Source organism: Paenibacillus antri (assembly GCF_005765165.1).
GTDB lineage: Bacteria > Bacillota > Bacilli > Paenibacillales > YIM-B00363 > Paenibacillus_AE > Paenibacillus_AE antri.
Genome location: NZ_VCIW01000030.1, coordinates 1 through 20321, shown reverse-complemented (window position 1 = coordinate 20321; position 20321 = coordinate 1). Strand labels below are relative to the sequence as shown.

The 20321-nt window shown below is 62.0% G+C and carries 19 protein-coding genes; 13 read left to right on the top strand and 6 right to left on the bottom strand.

Translation table 11 applies throughout. The features are described 5' to 3' along the window. The first annotated feature begins 62 nt into the window (after positions 1-62). Positions 63-248, top strand: coding sequence for a hypothetical protein (locus FE782_RS29120; protein ID WP_138197872.1), 186 nt, complete (start codon positions 63-65; stop codon positions 246-248). Between the two features lie 55 nt (positions 249-303). On the opposite strand, the gene FE782_RS29115 is transcribed toward FE782_RS29120, so the two are convergent. Next, positions 304-483: a sporulation protein Cse60 gene (locus tag FE782_RS29115; protein WP_238392708.1), complete on the bottom strand. Its 180-nt coding sequence runs from the start codon at positions 481-483 to the stop codon at positions 304-306. Positions 484-488: 5 nt separating this feature from the next. Next, positions 489-935, bottom strand: coding sequence for a GreA/GreB family elongation factor (locus FE782_RS29110; protein ID WP_138197870.1), 447 nt, complete (start codon positions 933-935; stop codon positions 489-491). Positions 936-1288: 353 nt separating this feature from the next. Here FE782_RS29110 and FE782_RS29105 point away from each other — a divergent pair, with 353 nt between their 5' ends. The 9 genes from FE782_RS29105 to FE782_RS29065 all read left to right on the top strand — a co-directional run bounded on the left by FE782_RS29105 (position 1289) and on the right by FE782_RS29065 (position 13358). Beyond that, complete coding sequence (locus FE782_RS29105) at positions 1289-3613, top strand: glycoside hydrolase family 95 protein (RefSeq protein ID WP_238392705.1); 2325 nt, start codon at positions 1289-1291, stop codon at positions 3611-3613. 459 nt (positions 3614-4072) lie between these two features. Continuing rightward, a complete protein-coding gene (locus FE782_RS29100; protein WP_138197869.1) occupies positions 4073-6364 on the top strand; it encodes a helix-turn-helix domain-containing protein in 2292 nt (763 codons plus the stop codon). Positions 6365-6579: 215 nt separating this feature from the next. After that, on the top strand, positions 6580-7512 hold the full coding sequence (locus FE782_RS29095; RefSeq protein ID WP_238392704.1) for an ABC transporter permease: 933 nt from the start codon (positions 6580-6582) through the stop codon (positions 7510-7512). A 16-nt stretch (positions 7513-7528) separates the two neighbouring features. After that, a complete protein-coding gene (locus FE782_RS29090; RefSeq protein WP_138197868.1) occupies positions 7529-8443 on the top strand; it encodes a carbohydrate ABC transporter permease in 915 nt (304 codons plus the stop codon). A 117-nt stretch (positions 8444-8560) separates the two neighbouring features. Beyond that, positions 8561-10231 carry an extracellular solute-binding protein gene (locus FE782_RS29085; protein WP_439116469.1) on the top strand — a complete coding sequence of 557 codons (1671 nt, stop codon included), beginning with the start codon at positions 8561-8563 and terminating at the stop codon, positions 10229-10231. Positions 10232-10337: 106 nt separating this feature from the next. Continuing rightward, on the top strand, positions 10338-11015 hold the full coding sequence (locus FE782_RS29080; RefSeq protein WP_158299605.1) for a GntR family transcriptional regulator: 678 nt from the start codon (positions 10338-10340) through the stop codon (positions 11013-11015). An 18-nt stretch (positions 11016-11033) separates the two neighbouring features. After that, positions 11034-11795 carry an SDR family NAD(P)-dependent oxidoreductase gene (locus tag FE782_RS29075; protein ID WP_138197866.1) on the top strand — a complete coding sequence of 254 codons (762 nt, stop codon included), beginning with the start codon at positions 11034-11036 and terminating at the stop codon, positions 11793-11795. A gap of 66 nt (positions 11796-11861) precedes the next feature. Continuing rightward, positions 11862-12959 (top strand): mandelate racemase/muconate lactonizing enzyme family protein, encoded by a 1098-nt coding sequence (locus FE782_RS29070; RefSeq protein ID WP_138197865.1) that lies wholly within the window; start codon positions 11862-11864, stop codon positions 12957-12959. Positions 12960-13037: 78 nt separating this feature from the next. Next, positions 13038-13358, top strand: coding sequence for a cupin domain-containing protein (locus FE782_RS29065; RefSeq protein ID WP_138197864.1), 321 nt, complete (start codon positions 13038-13040; stop codon positions 13356-13358). Between the two features lie 77 nt (positions 13359-13435). Here the strand turns inward: FE782_RS29065 and FE782_RS29060 are convergent, their stop codons facing one another. The 3 genes from FE782_RS29060 to FE782_RS29050 all read right to left on the bottom strand — a co-directional run bounded on the left by FE782_RS29060 (position 13436) and on the right by FE782_RS29050 (position 15811). Continuing rightward, positions 13436-13924: a flavodoxin domain-containing protein gene (locus FE782_RS29060; RefSeq protein WP_138197863.1), complete on the bottom strand. Its 489-nt coding sequence runs from the start codon at positions 13922-13924 to the stop codon at positions 13436-13438. Further along, positions 13921-14823 carry a hypothetical protein gene (locus FE782_RS29055; RefSeq protein ID WP_138197862.1) on the bottom strand — a complete coding sequence of 301 codons (903 nt, stop codon included), beginning with the start codon at positions 14821-14823 and terminating at the stop codon, positions 13921-13923. The genes FE782_RS29060 and FE782_RS29055 overlap by 4 nt, the downstream gene beginning before the upstream one ends. A gap of 148 nt (positions 14824-14971) precedes the next feature. Then, positions 14972-15811, bottom strand: coding sequence for a helix-turn-helix transcriptional regulator (locus tag FE782_RS29050; protein WP_138197861.1), 840 nt, complete (start codon positions 15809-15811; stop codon positions 14972-14974). A gap of 149 nt (positions 15812-15960) precedes the next feature. Between FE782_RS29050 and FE782_RS29045 the strand changes: the two genes are divergently transcribed. Next, complete coding sequence (locus FE782_RS29045; RefSeq protein ID WP_138197860.1) at positions 15961-17040, top strand: Gfo/Idh/MocA family protein; 1080 nt, start codon at positions 15961-15963, stop codon at positions 17038-17040. 2 nt (positions 17041-17042) lie between these two features. Further along, positions 17043-17837, top strand: coding sequence for a sugar phosphate isomerase/epimerase family protein (locus FE782_RS29040; protein ID WP_138197859.1), 795 nt, complete (start codon positions 17043-17045; stop codon positions 17835-17837). 73 nt (positions 17838-17910) lie between these two features. Here the strand turns inward: FE782_RS29040 and FE782_RS29035 are convergent, their stop codons facing one another. Further along, on the bottom strand, positions 17911-19065 hold the full coding sequence (locus FE782_RS29035; RefSeq protein ID WP_138197858.1) for a glycerate kinase: 1155 nt from the start codon (positions 19063-19065) through the stop codon (positions 17911-17913). Positions 19066-19159: 94 nt separating this feature from the next. On the opposite strand from FE782_RS29035, the gene FE782_RS29030 reads away from it, so the two are divergent. Continuing rightward, positions 19160-20020 (top strand): NAD(P)-dependent oxidoreductase, encoded by an 861-nt coding sequence (locus tag FE782_RS29030; protein WP_202914633.1) that lies wholly within the window; start codon positions 19160-19162, stop codon positions 20018-20020. Positions 20021-20321 lie beyond the last annotated feature (301 nt).

The window sequence follows — 20321 nt, the reverse complement described above, 5'->3', positions numbered from 1 at the left end:
TGCGGAATCGGGGAGTCGTTCCGAACCGGTATGGCCCATATCTCGAAAAAGGCGGGTAGCGCATGATGAGAGCCTCGTCGTTCCTGAACGGACTGAGCTTCGCGCTGTTGCTTCTGAATTTCGCGATCCTCGTGCTGCATCACTTCAAGCTGTTGTTGATTCTTCCATCGCTTCTATATAAACCTCTTTTTGCAGCGACGATTTTGTTAGTGCTGATCGCTCAGCTGCTGTCGTTCATGAAAAGGTAAGAAAAAGAGAGCCCTCCGGGGCTCTCTTTCGCGTCGGGGGCCGTCGATCTCGGCCTCAGTTCGGTTTCCGATAGACGATCAGGATAGCGCTTCGCTGCCCTTCCGTCCCGTTGATGGATTTCTTAATGATCGAGCCGTATTTCACTTCGACGATATCCTCTTCTTTCAGCTGCGCTAGGAACGCATTCGCTTCGTCTACCGCGAGCGAATGCTCGCTGTCTAGAAATTCTTTCACTTGAATCAAGCGGTTTCACCTCCTTGGGTAAAGCGAACCCCCTCGATCCGCACGCGAACGACGCCGGCGGGAAGATCCAGCTCATAGGTTTCGCCCCTGCGAGCCATTAGCAATTGGAAGCCGAGCGGAGACAGGAAGGACAACCGGCCGATGTCCGGATCCGCGGCGTGCGGCAGGACGAGGGCGTAGGTTTCGCGGCTTCCGTCGTCCAGGTAACGGATTTCGATCTCGCTGCCGATCAACGCGATCGCGTGCAGGTCGGGGAAGGTGACCCCTTCCAGAATGTCTTCGAGCACGGAGGCATAGATGCGCAGCGTCTTCTCGACGAGGCTTCTGGCTTGCCCTTGCTCCGGATAATGCTCGTCCAAGAAGCGCGCCCGGTGATCCTCGAAATAGACGAGCTGATTTAACAACTGAAGACGCGGCCCTTCTAATAATAAGCTATGGGTCATGATTTGTCGTTCTCTCCTTTACGAGGATGATCGATATCGCGTGGGGCGGAATAAAGACGGGAAACACAGCATCACCTTCCATAGCCATTTAATGTAAAACGACGGCAAAATGAAGGAAAGACACTTCGCTGTACGGAAGCGAAATGTCTCTCTCCGCCACCATATCAAAACTGGTACATCATGTCAATGAAGTATAATACATCCATTAAAAGGATGGAGATATAGGAAATGGTTATTTCGTTGCGAGCGCGTACGTCTGCTGCGTCTTTACAGCTTTAGGAAGCGATGCTATAGTGAACCTATCGTATAAATCATACATGATATATTATATATTCGTGAAAAGGGGGAGCGCTGTGGCAAGCAGCTTACGCATATGGTACGACCGCCCGGCGTCGGGCTGGCAGCAAGGGCTGCCGATCGGCAACGGGCGATTGGGGGCGGTCGTGTACGGAGGGATCGGCGCCGAGACGTGGTGCTTGACGGAGACGACCTTCTGGTCGGGGCGGCCGGAGCCGCTCGATCCGCCCTCGAATGCGAAGGCGGATCTCCGGCGGATGCAGGACGATTTCTTCGCGGGCGACTTCGAACGCGGAGAGGCGGAGGCTCGCGCAAGGCTGCAGCCGGCGAAGCGCAACTTCGGCACGAACTTGCCGTTATGCCGCGTGGCGCTAACGTTCGATCCGGCGGGCGAGGGGCTCGAGCGCGAACTGGATCTCGAGCGCGCCGTCGTTTCGACGTCCTACTCGAACGGCGGCGCGCGCTTCCGGCGCGAGGCGTTCGCGTCGCACGTCGACGGCGTGCTTGCCGCGCGGTTCGCGTGCGACCGTCCCGGGGGCGTGTCGTTCGCGCTGCGGATCGAGGGCGACGACTACGTCCGCGTCTTGGGCGCCTCGGCGGGCGACGGGACGATTCGCTTCGAGGCGCAGGCGCTCGAGACGATGCACAGCGACGGCCGCTGCGGGGTGCGAAGCGCTGGCGCCGTTCGGCTCGCGGTTCGCGGCGGCACCGTTCGCGAGGACGAAGGCGGCGGATTGATCGTGAGCGACGCGGACGAAGCGGTCGTCTACGTCGCCGTCGCGACCGACTACGGCGCGGCCGAAGGCGAGGACTGGCGCGGGGCGCGCGACTCGGCGCTGTCGCGGGCGATCGGCAAGGGCTACGAGCAGGCTAGGGCGGATCATGTACGCGATTATCGTACGTTATTTTCGAGAGTGACGCTGTCGATCGGCGAGGACGGCCGCTCCTCGCTGCCGACCGACGAGCGGGTGCGGCGGATCGGAAGCGAACCGGAGGACGCCGCGTTGTACGTCTTGTTCTATCAATACGCTCGGTACTTGACGATCTCCGGCTCCCGGGACGATTCCCCGCTGCCGATGAACCTGCAAGGCATCTGGAACGACGGCGAGGCGAACCGGATGCAGTGGAGCTGCGACTATCATCTGGACGTCAACACGCAGATGAACTATTACCCGGTCGAGACCGGGCATCTGGGCGAGTGCCATATGCCGCTGATGCGGTTCGTGGAGCGGCTCGCGTCGTCGTCGGGGCGGACGGCGGCGCGGCACTTCTACGACAGCGACGGCTGGGTCGCGCACGTCTTCACGAACGCGTGGGGCTTCGCGTCGCCGGGGTGGGAGACGTCTTGGGGGCTGAACGTCACCGGCGGCTTGTGGCTCGCGACGCATCTAATGGAGCGGTATGCGTTCGGCCGCGACGACGCGTTCCTCGCCCGAACGGCGTATCCGGTGCTGAAGGAAGCGGCGGCGTTCTTCCTCGATTCCATGACGATCCATCCCGAGTTCGGCTGGCTCGTGACCGGACCTTCCAATTCGCCGGAGAACAGCTTCTACGTCGGGGACGACCGGTTGCGGTCGCATGCGCTGTCGATGGGGCCGACGATGGATCAGATGCTCGTGCGGGAGCTGTTCGAGTTTTGCATCGAGGCGTCCGAACGGCAGGGCGTGGACGCGGCGTTGCTCCAACGGCTGCGGGAAGCGGTGCAGGCGCTGCCGCCGCTGCGCGTCGGGTCGCGAGGGCAGCTGCAGGAATGGTTGGAGGATTACGCCGAGGCGCAGCCGGATCATCGCCATCTGTCGCATCTTTACGGCTTGTTCCCCGGCAATCAGGTGACGCCGTTCGGCACGCCGGCATTGGCGGCCGCCGCCCGGAAGACGCTCGAGCTTCGCATGAGCCGCGCGGAGCTCGAGGACGTCGAGTTTACGCTCGCGCTGTTCGCGGCCTGCTTCGCCCGTCTGCGCGACGGCGACGCGGCGCATCGACAGCTGTCGGATTTAATCGGGAAGCTGTGCTTCGATAATTTGTTCACCTTCTCCAAAGCGGGCATCGCCGGGGCGGAGACGAACATCTTCGTCATCGACGGCAACTTCGGGGGCGCGGCGGCGATCGCCGAGCTGCTGCTGCAGAGCCATGCGGGCGAGCTCGACCTGCTCCCGGCGCTGCCGAGCCGTTGGCCGTCGGGGCGGGTCGCCGGCCTTCGCGCGCGGGGCGACGTCGAGGTCGACCTCGTCTGGGAAGGCGGGGCGCTCGCGGAAGCGACGCTGCGAGCCGGCACGGCGGGGCGGACGACGGTGCGGTACGGGGAGAAGACGCTGCCGCTGGAGCTGCGGCCCGGGGGGACGTACCGGTTCGGGCCTGGCTTGACGCCGATGCCGGCGTAGCGCATCCGGCGGCGCCGCTGCCGTGTCGGTTGTACGGGGCAGGCGCATAGGCGGAAAATTCCGCTTCTAAGCGCAAATGTGAGCTTAAAGCGGGGAGATAAGCGGAAAATTCCGCTTCTAAGCGCGAATACGAGCTTAAAGCGGGGAGATGGGCGGAAAATTCCGCTTCTAAGCGCGAATACGAGCTTAAAGCGGGGAGATGGACGGAAAATTCCGCTTCTAAGCGCGAATGTGAGCTTAAAGCGGGGAGATAAGCGGAAAATTCCGCTTCTAAGCGCGAATATGAGCTTAAAGCGGCGGCGAAGGCCGGCAGCGCGACAACATACGAGAGCAACTTCGGCGGAATCTAGTACGCTCGAGGTTGCTCTTAATATTTCGGCGGTGTGCGGATCCTGCTATAATAGGAGGTATTCCATTCGAGTGACTGACAGCGCTTACAATGGAAGAGGGGGCAAGTGCATGTTCAGACATACGAAGGTGTTCCGCAATTTTCTTATCTCCTATTTAGTCATTCTCGCCATTCCGAGCATCGCCGGCTACATGTCCTACCGCACCTCGATCAACGTCACGACGTCGGTGTCGATCGAGAACAGCGTTACGCAGCTGCAGAAAAGCAAAGAATTGTTGGAACGCCGGATGGCGGAGGTAGAAGGGCTCACCAGGCAGCTTGCGATCAACCAGGACCTCGCCGTGCTGATCAACGAGAGGGCGACCCAAGAGAGCGTCAACGTCTACGGCATTTGGAAAATGATGCGCGACGTCACCGCCGTCGGCCAAACGAACGATTTCCTGCGGCATTTCTTCATTTACCTTCAGAACTACAACGTCGTATTAGCGCCGGGCTCCGCGTACTTCCGACCGGAGCATTACTACGCGATCTATCATTACGCCGATCTCCCGTTCGAGGAATGGCGGGAGCAGGTGCTCGACGCGACGCACCGAAGCGAGCTGATCCCGCTGAAGGAATTCGTCTCTGGCACGCAGCGCACGTCCGTCATTACGTACATGCAATCGCTTCCGCTCGACAGCTTCCACGACACGTCGCCCGCGGTCGTCGTCGTCGTCATCGACGAAGCCGCGATCGCGAGTCTATTGTCCGGTATCACCGACAGGTACGGCGGCTGGGTTCGCGTCGGCGACGAGCAAGGCGGCGTCGTCAGCTTGACTGGCATCGAAGAGTCGGCGGTCGCGGCGATGGCGGCGGATTCGCGTTTCGACGCGGGCCGGATCAGCCAATTTTACGAAGACGATCTCGTCATCACGATCCGATCCGAGAAGAACGGCTGGGTGTACCAGGCGGGCATCCCGAGGGAGGCGCTGCTCGAGAACGCGAACAAAATCAAGTCGATTACGTGGACCGTGACGGGCATCGCCCTGTTCGCCGGACTGTTGGTCGGATTGGCGCTTGCCTACCGCAACAGCGCGCCGATCCACCGGATGCTCACCGTCTTCGGGCAGGAAGCGAAAACCGGACGCAACGCGTTCGACTTCCTGCAAGGCAACATCGCCGAGATGATTACGAACAACCGTAAGCTCGAATCGGAGCTTCGCCGGCAGCAGCCGCTCGTCCGCGACGCGTTCTACAAGCGTCTGATCGCCGGCGAATTCCAGTCGCGCGAGGAGATCGTCGCCGCGGCGGTGCAATCGGGCGCCGGCTTAGGCGGCAACGCGGGGTTCGTCGGCATCGTGCAGATCAACGGCTACTCCGGGATGAACGACGTCGAGGTGTTGAACGAGCTGAGCGCGGCGCGTCTCATCCTGAAGCAGGCGATGCTCGATCTGGCCGGTCCGGTTCCGATCACCGAGTTGGGCGCGGACAAATCCGTCGTGATGCTGTTTTCCGAAGAAGGAAGCGAAGGCGCGTTCGACCGCGATCAAGCGGATGCGCTGTTCCGGCATCTGTCCGAGCTGCTCTTCCGCGAGTACAAAATTTCCGTCTTCGCCGCGGTCGGCAATCCGTTCGCGTCGATCACGGACGTCAGCCTCGCGTACGAGCAGGCGAAGCTGGCGCTCGAACGCGTCGACCCGACGCGGACGAACGACAAATCCGTCGTCTGGTACGGCGAGACGAAGCCCGAAAGCGATACGTACTATTATCCGCTCGACGTGGAGCTGCGTCTCCTCGGTACGATCCGCGCAGGAGAGCTCGAAGAGGCGAAGCGTATCGTTCGGATGATCGTGAGCGAGAACAAGGACGTCCGCGAGCTGTCGCCCGAGATGAAACACCAGCTCGCGTTAGAAATCAAGGGCACGCTGCTGAAGCTGCTCGACCAGAAGACGTTCCAGGAATCCGAGGCCTCGGTCGACGTCAAAGCCCGGATCCTCGCGCTGCAATCGACCGAATCGCTCGATGCGTTCCAAGCGGAGGTCGACGCCGTCATGGAGACGATGTGTCATACGATCGCCAGCAAGAAGAACGACATGCACGTCAAGATCGTCGAGCAGATCAAGTCGTTCGTCGGCGAGCGATATTCCGATGCGGAACTGACGTTGTACCGGATCGCGGAGCGGGTCGAGCGGCCGGAGAAATACATCTCGCAGCTGTTCAAGGAGGTGACGGGCACGAACTTGTCCGATCATCTGGAGCAGGTGCGCATGGACCGGGCGGTCGAGCTGTTGAAGGAGAGCGCCCACACGATCGACGAGATCGCGTCGCTCGTCGGATATAACAGCTCGCATTCGTTCCGTCGGGCGTTCAAGCGCGTGACGGGCGTGTCCCCGAGCGCCTATCGGCAATCCGTAGAAAATTGACAGTCGAATCGCGGCCCATTTCAGCGCCTCCCGTAACCGGGGGGCGCTTTCCTTTTCCCCCATCGGAACTTTGGCCGTTCTTAGGAAGAGATGGACCCCGAAAATCGGCGTTATGGTACGTCGAAAACCGGAAATGTACCTTACGGACGGCACTAGCGATCGACTATGATCAATGCCAGAAGTAAGCGCTGTCAGCCTACTACATCGGTGATTCGTTGGGAGGGATCGTTCTGCAAGGGTTATGGGGGCAAGCCGTGAGAAGCTTTCGAACGCATTGGCAATTGTACATTCTCGTGCTGCCGCCGGTGCTGTATTTTCTGATTTTCAAATATTACCCGATGGCGAACGCGGCGTTGGCCTTTAAGGATTACAACGTCATGAAAGGGATCTGGGGCAGCCGGTGGGTCGGGTGGAAGCATTTCAATTTGTTCTTCGACAATCCGATGTTTTGGACGCTCGTGAAGAACACGCTGTTTCTGAGCTTCTATTTGTTGCTGGCGGGATTTCCGATCCCGATTTTGCTGGCGCTCATGTTGAACGAAGTGCGCAGCGCCCGCTTCAAGAAGGCCGTGCAGCTCGTTACGTTCGCGCCGTACTTCATCTCCACCGTCGTTATGGTGTCGATCATTATGCTGTTCCTCGCGCCGAGGCTCGGGTTCGCCAACATCGCGCTGCAGCAGTTGGGGCTGGAATCGATCAATTTCCTCGGGGAGCCGGGCTTCTTCCGATCGATCTACGTCTGGTCCGACGTCTGGCAGACGGCCGGATATGCGGCGGTCATTTATTTGGCCGCGCTCGCGGGCATCGATCCGACGTTATACGAGGCGGCGAAGGTGGACGGCGCGTCCCGGCTGCAGAAAATCATCCACGTCGACCTGCCCGGCATTCTGCCGACGATTACGATCATTTTGATTCTGAACGTCGGCAGCGTCATGTCGGTCGGCTTCGAGAAGATTTATTTGCTGCAAAACTCGCTGAACCTCGCGACGTCGGAAGTCATCGCGACATACGTCTACAGCGTCGGGCTGCTGAACGCGAACTACAGCTTCGCGACGGCGGTGGGCTTGTTCAATTCCGTCATCAATCTCGTCCTGCTCGCGCTGGTGAACGGATTAGCGAAGCGCATATCGAACACCAGCATCTGGTAGGAAGGGGCAGACACCTATGGAATTGACGACAACAACGACGAGTACGAAGCGGGCGATCCGCGAATCGGCGGGCGACAGGCTGTTCATGGCCGTCATTTACACGATTCTGACGATCGTGCTCGTCATCGTACTATATCCGCTCGTGTACATTCTCAGCAGCTCGATCAGCAGCCCGTCCGCGGTGACGTCCGGACAAGTGTGGCTTTGGCCCGTCGACATCTCCTTCCGGGGCTTCGAGACGGTGCTGAGCACGCCGCAAATTATGCGAAGCTACGGCAATTCGCTGTTTTATACGGCGGCCGGCACGTTGATCAGCGTGACGCTGACGGTCATGCTGGCGTATCCCTTGTCGCGAACGACGTTCTTCGGACGGAACGGCCTCATGGCGTTCATCGCGTTCACGATGCTGTTCGGCGGCGGTCTCATCCCGACGTATCTCGTCGTGAGGGAGCTGGGGCTGATCGACACGCGCTGGGCGCTCCTCGTTCCGAACGCGATATGGGTATGGCAGGTCATTATCGCGCGGACGTTCTTCCAAGCGACGATACCGAACGAGTTGTTCGAAGCGAGCGAGATCGACGGCTGCAGCGACTGGCACTTCTTGACGAGCGTCGTGCTGCCGCTCTCGAAGCCGATCTTGGCCGTGCTGGTGCTCATGTACGCCGTCGGCCAGTGGAACGCGTATTTCGACGCCCTCATTTATCTGAAGTCGGATAAGCTGTATCCGCTCCAGCTCGTGCTGCGAAGCATCATTATCCAGAACAACAGCGCGGGCGTCATGGACCCGAGCATTCAGGTGGAGCGGGCGCAGCTCGCGGAGCTGCTGAAGTATTCCTTGATCGTCGTGGCGACGCTGCCGGTGCTGCTCATCTATCCGTTCGTGCAGCGGTATTTCGTGCAAGGCATGCTGGTCGGCTCCGTGAAGGGATAAGGTCCGGAATATGGGGCGCGGCGACGGCAAGGTGGTGAGGACGATGTAGCCGGCCGAAGATGGATCGGGAAAAAAGGGGTATAATGGAATCCGAAATCGAAAGGGGAGCGTTACCCAGTGAAGAAGGTTGGACTCGGGTTATTTTCGATCGTAATGGCATTGAGCGTCGTCTTGGCCGCATGCTCGAACGGCGGCTCGAACGCGGCGGAGGGTCCCGCGGCGGAGCCGCCGACGGGTTCGGAAGCGCCGACGGAGACGTCCGCGGGACCGGTAGAGATCAGTGTGTTCGCGGTGCAGGAGCAAGGCATCGACCTCGCGACGAACAAGTTCACGAAGCATGCCGAGGAGATGTTCGGCATTACGTTCGATTGGCAGACGATCCCGTCGGACGGAGCGAAGGAGAAGCGCCAAATCTCGCTCGCGAGCGGCGACTATCCGGACGCTTATATTCTGACGGCGTACATCGATCAATTTTCCCAAGCGGACGTTCTGAAATACGGTCAACAAGGCGTGCTCGTGCCGCTCAACGACTTGATCGATCAGTACGCTCCGAACATCAAGGCGGCGATGGAATCCAATCCGGAGCTGAAGACGTTCAACACGGCGCCGGACGGCAACATCTACGGTCTCGTCGCGTACTCGCAGTGCTTCCACTGCTCGTATCCGAACAAGATGTGGATCAATACGGATTGGCTGGAAAAGCTGAACCTCGACATGCCGACGACGCCGGAACAGTTCAAGAACGTATTGACGGCGTTCAAGACGCAGGATCCGAACGGCAACGGCCAAGCGGACGAAGTGGCGCTGAGCGGTTCGACGGAAGACTTCGGGGTGCGCGTGCTGCCGTTCCTCATGAACGGATTCGTGTACAACGACGACCGGAACTACTTGAACTTGAACGGGGGCAAGGTCGAGTCCGCCGCGATCAAGCCGGAGTGGAAGGAAGGCCTCGCGTACGCGAAGTCGCTGTACGACGAAGGCTTGATCGACCCGGGCGCGTTCACGCAGAACGCGGAAGCGTTCAAGAAAATCGGCGAAAACGCGGGCGCGGAAATTCTCGGCGCCGGCGCCGGCATGCACCCCGCCATCTTCATTAACCTCGACGGCGAGCGTTCGGCGCACTATAATCCGCTCCCGCCGCTGACGGGTCCGCACGGCTCCTTCGCGACGCATGACGCCGGCGGCGTATCGCCGGGCGCGAAATTCGCCATTACGAACAAGGCGAGCAAGGAAGCGCAGATCGCGCTCATCAAGCTGGCCGATTACATGTACACGCCTGAAGGGCAAACGAACGCGGCGTCCGGCATGAAGGGCATCGATTGGGAAGATCCGGCGCCGGGCGACACCGCGCTCGGGGAAGACGTCGAGCCGATGGTAAAGCCGATTCCGGCCAAGGAAGGCGAAGAGCCTCGCAACGCGGGCTGGAGCGGCATGGGCCACTTCTACATGCCGAAGGAATACCGCGACAGCTGGGTGCAGGGCACGGACATCTACGACTCGGCGAACTACGAGCGCCGCCTGTATCAGGCGACCTTATTGTACCAAGGCCACGAGCCGCAGGAGCTGTTCCCGATGTGGTCCGTCTGGGTTAACCCGGAACAAGTCGACGAGCTGAGCATGCTGCAGACGAATATCAAGAAGTACATCGAGCAAAGCTCGCTGCAGTTCGTCACCGGCAGCAAGGATCTGAACGCGGACTGGGACGGGTACGTCAAAGGGCTTAAGGATCTCGGTCTCGATCGCTACTTGGAAATTCTGCAAGAAGCGTACGACGCTTCCGCGAAATAACGTACGTTACCGAATCAGGCGCCTGGCCATGCCGGAGCGCCTGGTTTCGCTGTACGCCGCCGATCATACATGATATATTATGTGGAAAGGCGGTGGACGGATTCGCATGAGCGGGAAAATCAGCAGAGTTAACCTAACGGACGAAATTTATCGCATGATTAAAGAAGACATTCTCTCGAACCGGCTGAAGTCCGGCGAGAAGGTCAACATCGATCAGCTGGCGCGGACGCTCGAGGTGAGCAACATCCCGATTCGCGAGGCGTTGTCGCGGCTGCAGTCGGAGGGCTATTTGCACGTCGTGCCCTTCAAGGGCATGTTCGTTAACGGCATGAGCGAACAGGACCTGAACGAGCTGTTCGAAATTCGGCTGGCGCTGGAGCCGCTCGCGGCGGAGAAAGCCTCGCCGCGCATTCCGGACGAAGCGTTGGCGCGGCTCGAGCGCTTCATGGCGTCGCATCGCGGCGACTTGCCGGACGCGGCCGAAGGGCGGCTGAAGTTCGTGGCGGAGATGAACGAATCGGTGCACGGCGCGATTCTCGATTATTGCGGCAACGCGAATCTTCGCGTGACGGTTAGGGGTTACATCGAACGAATCGAACGGTATCTCGGCTTCATCCGGCTCCATCTCGAGATGGACGATGCGGACGTGGAATGGCGCGAGCATCAGAGCATCGTGGAGCGGCTCGCCGCGCGCCACGCCGCCGGCGCCGCCGACGCGATGCGGCAACATATCGAACGATCGCGGGAGCGTACGAACTTGAGGTTTCTGCAGACCAAGGACTAGGAACGGGAGGGCTGAGGGATGCGTTTAGACGGGAAAACCGCGATCGTGACCGGCGCCGGCTCCGGCATCGGCGAAGCGATCGCGGCGCTGTTCGCAAGCCGCGGCGCGAACGTCGTCGTCGCGGATCGGAACGAAGCGGCCGCGGCCCGCGTTGCGCGGGAAATTAACGAGGGAGGCGGTCGGGCGATCGCGGTTCGAACGGACGTCTCGTTGGACGCGGACGTGCGGAAGCTTGCGCGAACGACGATCGATACGTTCGGCTCCATCGACGCGGTAGTGAACAACGCGTCGGTCATCCTCCCGGGGCCGCTCGAGAACGTGGAGGAAGCCGATTGGCAGCGCGTGATGGATAGTAACGTCAAGAGCGTCTTCTTGACGACGAAAGCGTGCATTTCCGAGCTGCGGAGACGCCGGGGCTCGATCGTCAACCTGGCCTCCTTGAACGGATTGCTCGGACAACGGAACAACCCGGTGTACTCGGCCAGCAAAGGGGCGGTCATCGCGCTGACGAAGTCGCTCGCGCTCGATTACGCCGCGGACGGCGTCCGGGTCAACTGCATCTGCCCGGCCGGCGTCATGACGCCGCTGCTGGAGGATTGGGTGGAGCGGCAGCCGGATCCGGCCGCGGCGTCGCGTGCGCTGGAGGAGATGCATCCGCTTGGCCGCTGCGCGACGCCGGAGGAAATCGCGAGAGCCGCGCTGTATTTGGCCTGCGACGATGCCGGGTTCGTCACCGGCGTCGCGCTGCCGGTGGACGGCGGTGCGTCGTTGGGGTATTAGGGTTTCTTTTTCGAAATGATCATACATGATATACGAAAATCTGAGAGTTAGGAGTGTGTAACAGCCATGAAAATCGTAAACGTCGAAAGCTTCGTCCTGCACGTGCCGCTTACCCCGCCGATAACCGACGCCATTAATTCGCCGACGCATTGGGGACTGCCGGGCGTGCGCATTACGACAGACGAGGGCATCGTCGGGTACGGGTACACGGGGACGTGCGCCTATGGAGACGACTTGATCGCCGGCGCGATCGATCGATATTATGCGCCCGTCCTGCTCGGGAAGGACCCGTTCATGGTTAAGGAGCTGTGGGACGGCATGCGGTTCGGGCAGCTGCACTGGGTCGGACGCGCGGGCATCGCGCACATGGCGTTGGCCGCGGTGGACATCGCCCTCTGGGACATTATGTCGAAGGCGTCGAATAAGCCGTTATGGCAATATCTCGGCGGGCACAAGTCGGACGGGATCAAAGCGTACAACACGAACGGCGGATGGCTGAACTGGTCGAAGGAACGGCTTCTTAAGGATATTACGTCGTATGTGGAGCAAGGCTTTACCGGGGTGAAGATGAAGGTCGGCAAGCCGGATCCGCGGGAGGACTTCGAACGCGTCAAGGCGGTGCGCGAGGCGATCGGTCCGGACATTATTCTGATGATCGACGTCAATCAGCAATGGAACGTTAACACGGCGATGACGTGGGGGAAGAAGCTGGAGCAGTTCGATCTGTTTTGGCTGGAGGAGCCGCTCAACCCCGACGACGTCGCCGGGCACCGCAAGCTGGCGCGGGAGCTGAACGTGCCGATCGCGCTCGGGGAGCACGTGTATACGAAATACGCGTTCCGCGACTATATTCAAGCGGAAGCGGTCGAATACGTGCAGGTGGACTGCACGCGGGTCGGAGGCGTGACCGAATGGATGCAGGTGGCGAACCTGGCGGCGGCGTACGATCTGCCGGTCGTTCCGCATGTCGGCGATATGGGGCAAATTCACCAGCATCTCGCGGCCGCGACGCCGAACGCGATTATGCTCGAGTACATTCCTTGGATCCGCGACATATTCGTCGAGCCCGCCACAGTAAAGGACGGACGCTACGCGCTGCCGCAGCTGCCGGGCGCTTCTACGGAAGTGATTCCGAGCTTCTTCGAGAAATATCGTGTTCGTTAAGGTATACGAGCCGCTTCTTCATCGGGTATGATGGAAAACGGAGTAAAGCGATTACATCCCTCGAGAGGAGCGGTACGATTGGCGAACACAGGCGAGTGGGAAAACGCGGAGCCGGGCGTGAAACGCAAAATTTTCGGCCCGGGGGAACAGCTGATGATGATGGAGGTCCACTTCGAGGAAGGGGCCGAGGGATACGAGCATTCGCATCCGCACGAGCAGATGAGCTATTGCTTGAAGGGGCGCATCGAGTTTCGCGTCGACGGCCGCGTCACCGTGCTGCAGGCGGGAGACACGATTACGATTCCCGGCGGGGCGAAGCACGGCGTGAAGGCGCTGGAGCCGTCGGCGCTGCTCGACGCGTTCACGCCGCTAAGGCTGGACTTGTTGAAGAGAGAATAGATGGCAGGCAGCCGGCGTCGCGGGAGCGACGCCGGCGTTTCTTTAGCAGCGGGTCTTTCTCGGCTGATGTCTCTTGATCAGGAAGGCGTGCCGGAGAGCAGTCGCTCGGCGAAACGATCGAGTTCCTCCTCGCTCGGTTCGCGAACCGAGCCTTCCGGAAGCACCGCGCGGGCGACGAACCGATCGACGAGACCGAGTCGTTCGAAGCGGACCGCATGGCCGAGCACCGCCGTCGCCGCCGCCCCTTCGCAGGACAGCGGAAAATAAGCGGCACGCAGCTCCTGTTCTCTAACGAGAGGATCCGGGTTTGCCGCGCATATATATAGGCCGTACCGCTTGGCGGCCAATCGGGTCCGATACCGTTCAACGTAATTTCGCATGGCGCGCTGTACGCGGCCCATGTAGACGGAGGACCCCAACACGACGACGTCGTAAGGCTCCGGGTCGACGTCCCCCGCGACGGCCAAGTCGAACAGTTCCGTGTCGCGCCCCAGTCTGTCCCGCAAAGCGGCCGCCACCTCCGCCGTAAATCCGTACCGCGTCGCATACACGATCGCCTTCCTCATGTCGGCGTCCTCCCCGGGGCATCGATTTCGTTCAGGCTTCTAAGCATCGCAATAAGCAAATAGACGACTACCGCATTCATCGCCGGAAATAACAGCAGCTCGACGATGGATATTTCTACGCCCGCCATCCGCATGCGAACCAGCATCGATGATATTGCGGTTAACATCGTACATTCCTTCAGGACGAGGACGGACGACAGTAAATAACCGCTTGCTTTCTTCCGAAGGAGCAGAACGGCGGCTACGGCGGCGGCCGGCGCGACGATCCCGAGGTCCAACGCTTGGATCACCAGCGTCGTGTAATGATCGAGACCAATAGGCGGCTGCATGGGATCGCTGAATAATCCGGGCGCGATTCGTCCCGTCCACATGAGCCCGACGGCGGCAGCGGCGAAGAATAGGAACGCTGCCGTACGTTTCGCCGGGAATTTCGGCTGCGCCGACGGGGCAAGTTTCTTGAGATCGACAGACGACCACGACAGGACGAAGCCGAACAAGCTGAGCGACATGACGGCGACATAGACGAGGAAAAATGCGTTGTACATCGCGAGGAAGGCGTATGAAGCATACGTATAAAAGAAGTAGCCGAAAGTGCCGGTCAACAGCAGCTGACCTTTCAACCGCCCTCTGCGGGCGAGGAAGAGCGCTAACCCTAACAACGGGATTGCAACGCCCAACGTAACGATGTCTTGTCCCACGGCTTGCTCCGCGACCGAAATGGAATCGTGGCGGTATAAACCATGGCCGTAAAGCGGGACGGTTTCGCCGAAGACGGTGAGCGCGGAACGTACGGTGCCCTGGGTGCCGGTCGACAGTCCGGCCGTCGCGGCCCCCAATGAAAGTATTCCGACGAGCGTTGCTAGAATCGTGGACGGTTTTGAAGCGGCGGTCTGGTTCACAGTCGTTCCCCCTGGATTGCTGCCGATTATCCCACGTTTCCATGATACTCCACACGCTAATGGAACTATATGGAATCGATCACATGCTCGAGGGGAAACGACATATCCGCGGGTAATTTACTTCTCAGGGTCATAGGCAACTCCGGGATTAGGTCCGGAAGCGGCTGCGGTATTCCCGCGGCGCGCAGCCGACATACGCGCGGAACTGCTTGTTGAACGCGCTGAGCGATTGGAAGCCGCTCGATTCGGCGAGCTCGATCATCGGTTCGTCGGTCGAGCGGAGCAAATCCATCGCGGTGTGTACCCGGAGCCGATTGATGAACGCTTGCGGGGAGAGGCCGGTCATGTTCCGAAATTCGCGGTATAGCAGCGTCCGCCCGACCCCGGCGCCCTGGATGAGCTTCTCGCCGGCTTCGGGGTCTCGGTAACAATCCAACAGCAGCCCGACCCACTCGGCGGCTTCGGCTCGGCTCGGCGGTTCGCTCCCGGCGCCCGCCCGCTGGGTCGCGAGCGCGTAATCGTCGACCTGCAGCAGGATGTCGATCAAATACATGAATTGCCGCGTCACCCACGCGGGCTCGGCTCGCTCCTGCGTCTCCATCGCCCGCCGCGCCGCATTCACGATCGCCCTCGCTTGCGGCGCGTCTCCCGGAATGACCGGCGGGACGTCGACGCCGGCGTAGAACGGCGCGAGCAGCCTGCCTCGGTCGGGCAAGGATCGAATCGCGGCGGGGGTGAAGAGCGCGATGATTTGCTCGAAGCGGCCGCCCGGCTTCGCGAAGCTCCAATGCGGCTCGAACGGCCGGCAGAGAAATACGTCGCCCGGCCGTCCCTCGTACGTACGGCCGCCGAACCGGTACTCGAGCTCGTCTTCGAGCAAGGCGCCGACCTCGAGGCAGTCGTGGATATGCAGCTCATGCGCTTCGTCCGTGCCGCGTCCCCGGAAGAACGCGAAATTGCGCGATAGACGGAACTGTTCTACGTACATGTTTGAATCACCTGAACTTCATTATAACGCTTGTCGGCCGATGCCGTGTACAAAATGACGAGTTTCGCGACGGCTTGGACGAGCGCCGGGGCGGCGCCGATGGTAGAGTGGAAGTCATCGGAAGAAGATTCCCACATGAGGTGATCCTAATGCGTATTTACTTGATCGGTGCCGGCGTCATCGCCCGCACGCACGCCGCGGCGGCGGCGAAGCTGCCCGAACCGGCGGAGCTGCGCGTCGCCGATCCGAATCCGGCGGCGCTCGCGTCGTTCCGAGAAGCGTATCCGGAGGCTGCGGCGTACGACGACGCGGCGAAGATGCTCGCCTCCGAAGCGGCGCGCGACGACGATATCGTCATCGTGGCGACGCCGCCGTTCCTGCATCTGGACGGCGTACGGCTCGCGTTCGACTCCGGCCGCCACGCGTTGTGCGAGAAGCCGCTCGCGATGAACGTCGAAGAGGCGGAGGAGATGGAGCGGCTGGCCGCGGAGCGCGGCCTCTTGCTCGGCTGCTGCGCCGTGCGGTACAAGGGCATGCTGCATAACGAAGCGGTCAAGCGCGTGGTGCAATCGGGCGTCTTGGGCGAGATTTACCACGTGACGTTCGTCAACAAGTGGGAGCGCAGCCGCGCCGGCATCGAATACCAGCCGCAGAGCCGCTGGTTTCTCTATCGCGCGCGCAGCGGCGGGGGCATCGCGATGGATTGGGGCCCTTACGACATCTCGACGCTGGTGGACGTCTTGTCGCCGTCCTCGATCGACATCGCCGCCGCGTGGACGGCGAAGCCGGAGACGGCCGCCGATCCGACGGACGTCGTCTACGACGTAGAGCATCATATCGGCGCGTTCCTGTCGTTCCGGCGCGAAGGCGTGCGCGCGGTCGCGGTCCATTACGAGCGCGGCACGTGCACGCACGGCCAAGAAGCGTTCATCGGCGAGATCGAAGGCACCAAGGGCGCCGTTCGCTGGACGCCTTACGATTCCAGGCAGCCTGTGGTGCTGCGGACCGACCGGGACGGGAAGGTCGTCGAAGAAGTCGTCGATCCGGGAGAGCGCGGACCGTTCACCGTTATGGATCTCCCGCTCGTACACTTCTTTAACCATATTCGCGGCCTGCCGTCGCTGGCGAACGTCAACGGCCGCGCGGTGGACCATTATCGGTTCATCCGAAGCCTGTACGATTGCGCGGAAACCGGGGAGCGCCGGACGATCGACATCGAGGGGGCGTAGGAATGAAAGCGAAGGGCATCTCATCGAATATGTACGGATGGGTCGAACGATGGAAGGCGGACGGGAAGGAGCCGACGTGGGAGAGTCTGTACGCGGCCTGCGCCGAGGCGGGACTCGACGCGGTCGAGACGGACGCGACGCCGGAGAAGCTGGCGCTCGTCCGCGCGGCCGGACTCGCCGTCTCCGCCTCGTACGTCGGCGTCGCGCTGCACGGCGAATACAACGCGCTGGAGGCGGAGGTGCTGCCGTTCGCGGAGCGTCTCGCCGCGGCGGGCGGCACCGATCTGATCGTGAACGCCGATCCGTACGGCGGCTGGAAAGCGCCGCTCCCGCGGCCGGAAAGCTTGCTCCAGCGGCAGGGCGAGCACCTGTCCCGATTAGCGGAGCGCGCTGGCGCGCTCGGGCTGCGGCTGAGCCTTCATAATCACGCCGCGGAGCGGGAGCAGGCGCTGGCCGACCTGCGAATGGTCGCGCAATACGCCGACGCGGCCGTCGGGCTGTGCGTGGACACGGGCTGGGCGCACGTCGCCGGCTGCGACCCGATCGAGTGGGTGACGCGGTATTCGGAGCGCGTGTACGCGGTCCATCTGCGGAACCAACGCGGGCGGACGCCGACGGAGGATTTGCTCGAAGGCGACATCGACCTCGCGGCATTCCTCGAAGCTTTGCGCGCGGCGAATTACGGCGGCTGGCTGGCGATGGAGCTGTGGCATCCGCCGGAGACGCGGCCGGTTCGCACGATGACCGAGGACGTCGCTCGCTCGGTCGCTTGGCTGCGCGAATTCGCCGGCCGATAAGCAAGAAGCCCCGCACGGGAAGCGGCGCGGATGTTCATCCGCGGCGCCCCGGCGGGGCTTCTTCTTGTCTTCGTTACGCATCCCGTCGGCCGGAGGCACCGACCCGAAGCGCGCGAACGACTTGCTCCGCGGCGTGCGCCAGCAGCGGCTCCGCGCGGTCCATCGCCTCCGACAGGCTCATCGGGCCGTTCGCGAGGCTGAACACCGCTTCGATGCCGTGCGGGTACAGCGCCTCGATGCCGGGTCCGACGGAGCCGGCGATCGCGATCGTCGGCACGCCCGCCTTCCGCGCCTCCTGCGCGACGCCCATCGGCGTCTTGCCCGATGCGGTCTGGCTGTCGATCCGGCCTTCGCCGGTAATGACGAGGTCCGCGTCGCGGAGCGCGTCTCGGAACGGCGACACCTCGAGCACGACGTCGATGCCGCGGCGCAGCTCCGCCGGGAAGAAAGCCAGGAACGCCCCGCCGAGGCCGCCCGCCGCTCCGGCGCCGGGCAAGTCGTGCAGCCGAACGCCGGTAACCCGTTCGACGACGTCCGCCCAAGACGCCATGTTGCGTTCCAGTTCCTCGACGTCTTCCGGAGTCGCGCCCTTCTGCGGCCCGAAGACATGGCTCGCGCCGCTCGGTCCGAGCAGCGGGTTGGACACGTCCGAGGCGAGCACGAACCGCGACTCGGCGATGCGCGGGTCCCACGCCGCGTCGTCGATCGCCGCGATGCGCGCTAGCGCCCCGCCGCCGGGCTCGACCGGCGCGCCGTCGGCGTCGAGCAGCCGCAGGCCGAGCGCCTGCAGCATGCCGGCGCCGCCGTCGTTCGTGGCGCTGCCGCCGACCGCCAGAATGAAGTCGCGGCAGCCCTCGTCGAGCGCCGCTCGAAGGAGCTGCCCGGTTCCGTAGGTCGTGGCGAGCAGCGGGTTTCGCCGGTCCGCATCTTCGACGAGGCCGAGCCCCGACGCCTTCGCCATCTCGATGACGGCGGCGCCGCTTCCCGAGAGGACGCCGAATTCGGCCTCGACCTCGTCGCCGAGCGGCCCTCTCGCCCGCACGGGCACCCGTCTCCCGCCAGCGGACGCCAACAAGCTGTCCAACGTCCCTTCGCCGCCGTCGGCGATCGGTACCTTCGCGATGCGCGCCTCCGGGAGTACGCGTCGTATGCCTCTTTCGATCGCGTCCGCGGCGGCCTCCGACGACAGACAGCCTTTGAACGAATCCGGTGCGATGACGATGTTCACTTATCCACGCTCCTTACCCTTTTTTTGGCGATTATAGCACGAACGGCTATAATTTATATACAACTAGAATCGTTGAGATAGGAGGCGCATGGACATGGATATCGGATTTATCGGAACCGGCGTTATGGGGAGAAGCATGGCCGGGCATCTGCTGGAGGCGGGGCACCGGCTGCACGTGTACACCCGAACGAAATCGAAGGCGGAGGAGCTGCTCGCCCGGGGGGCGGCATGGCATGAGTCGCCCGCCGCGTTGGCGCCGGCCTGCGACGTCGTCATTACGATGGTCGGCTACCCCTCGGACGTCGAGGCGGTCTATCTCGGGGAGGACGGCCTCGCGGCGAACGCGAAGCCGGGCGCGACGCTCATCGATATGACGACGTCGAGCCCCGCGCTGGCGCGGCGCATTCACGCCGCCGCCGCCGAACGCGGCGTCGAGGCGCTGGACGCCCCGGTATCCGGCGGCGACGTCGGCGCGCGGGAGGCGCGGTTGTCGATCATGGTCGGCGGCGGGCAAGCGGCGTTCGACGCCATGCGGCCGATCTTCGACGTGCTCGGCAAGAACGTCGTACGGCAAGGCGGGCCGGGCGCGGGGCAGCATACGAAGATGTGCAATCAAATCGCGATCGCGAGCGGCATGCTGGGCGTGTGCGAGGCGCTCGCGTATGCGAAGCGGGCGGGACTCGACCCGAGCACGGTGCTGGCGAGCATCGAATCGGGCGCGGCGGGCAGCTGGTCGCTCAGCAATCTCGCTCCTCGCATCGTCGCGGGCAACTTCGAGCCGGGCTTCTATGTGAAACACTTCATCAAGGACATGAAGATCGCTCTGGACAGCGCGGAGGAGATGGGGCTCGAGCTGCCCGGACTGGCACTCGCGCGGACGCTGTACGAGCGGCTGAGCGACTTGGGCTTCGCGGAGAAGGGCACGCAGTCGCTGTACCGACTTTATACGGAGTAAACACCGGAACGCCGACTTGCCCGAACGGGAGTACGGTTCCGCGCCGCCCTCTCGCCTTACCCGGAAAACGAGGAAGAAAAAAGCTGCCGGCTCCGGCAGCTTTTTTCGTTCGGAACGAGAGGCCCGGTCGATGGCCTCGGATTGGGACGATGTCGCCTTCCGATGCAGCGAAGGAAACGAGCACAAAAAAGAGGAGCCCCGCAACCGGAAGAGCACTGAAAAACGCATACAATTTTTTCAAGTTTGGCCGCTGAGACATTCAGCGGTCTTTTTTTCTTTGTCTTCTTTATCAATTCACCGC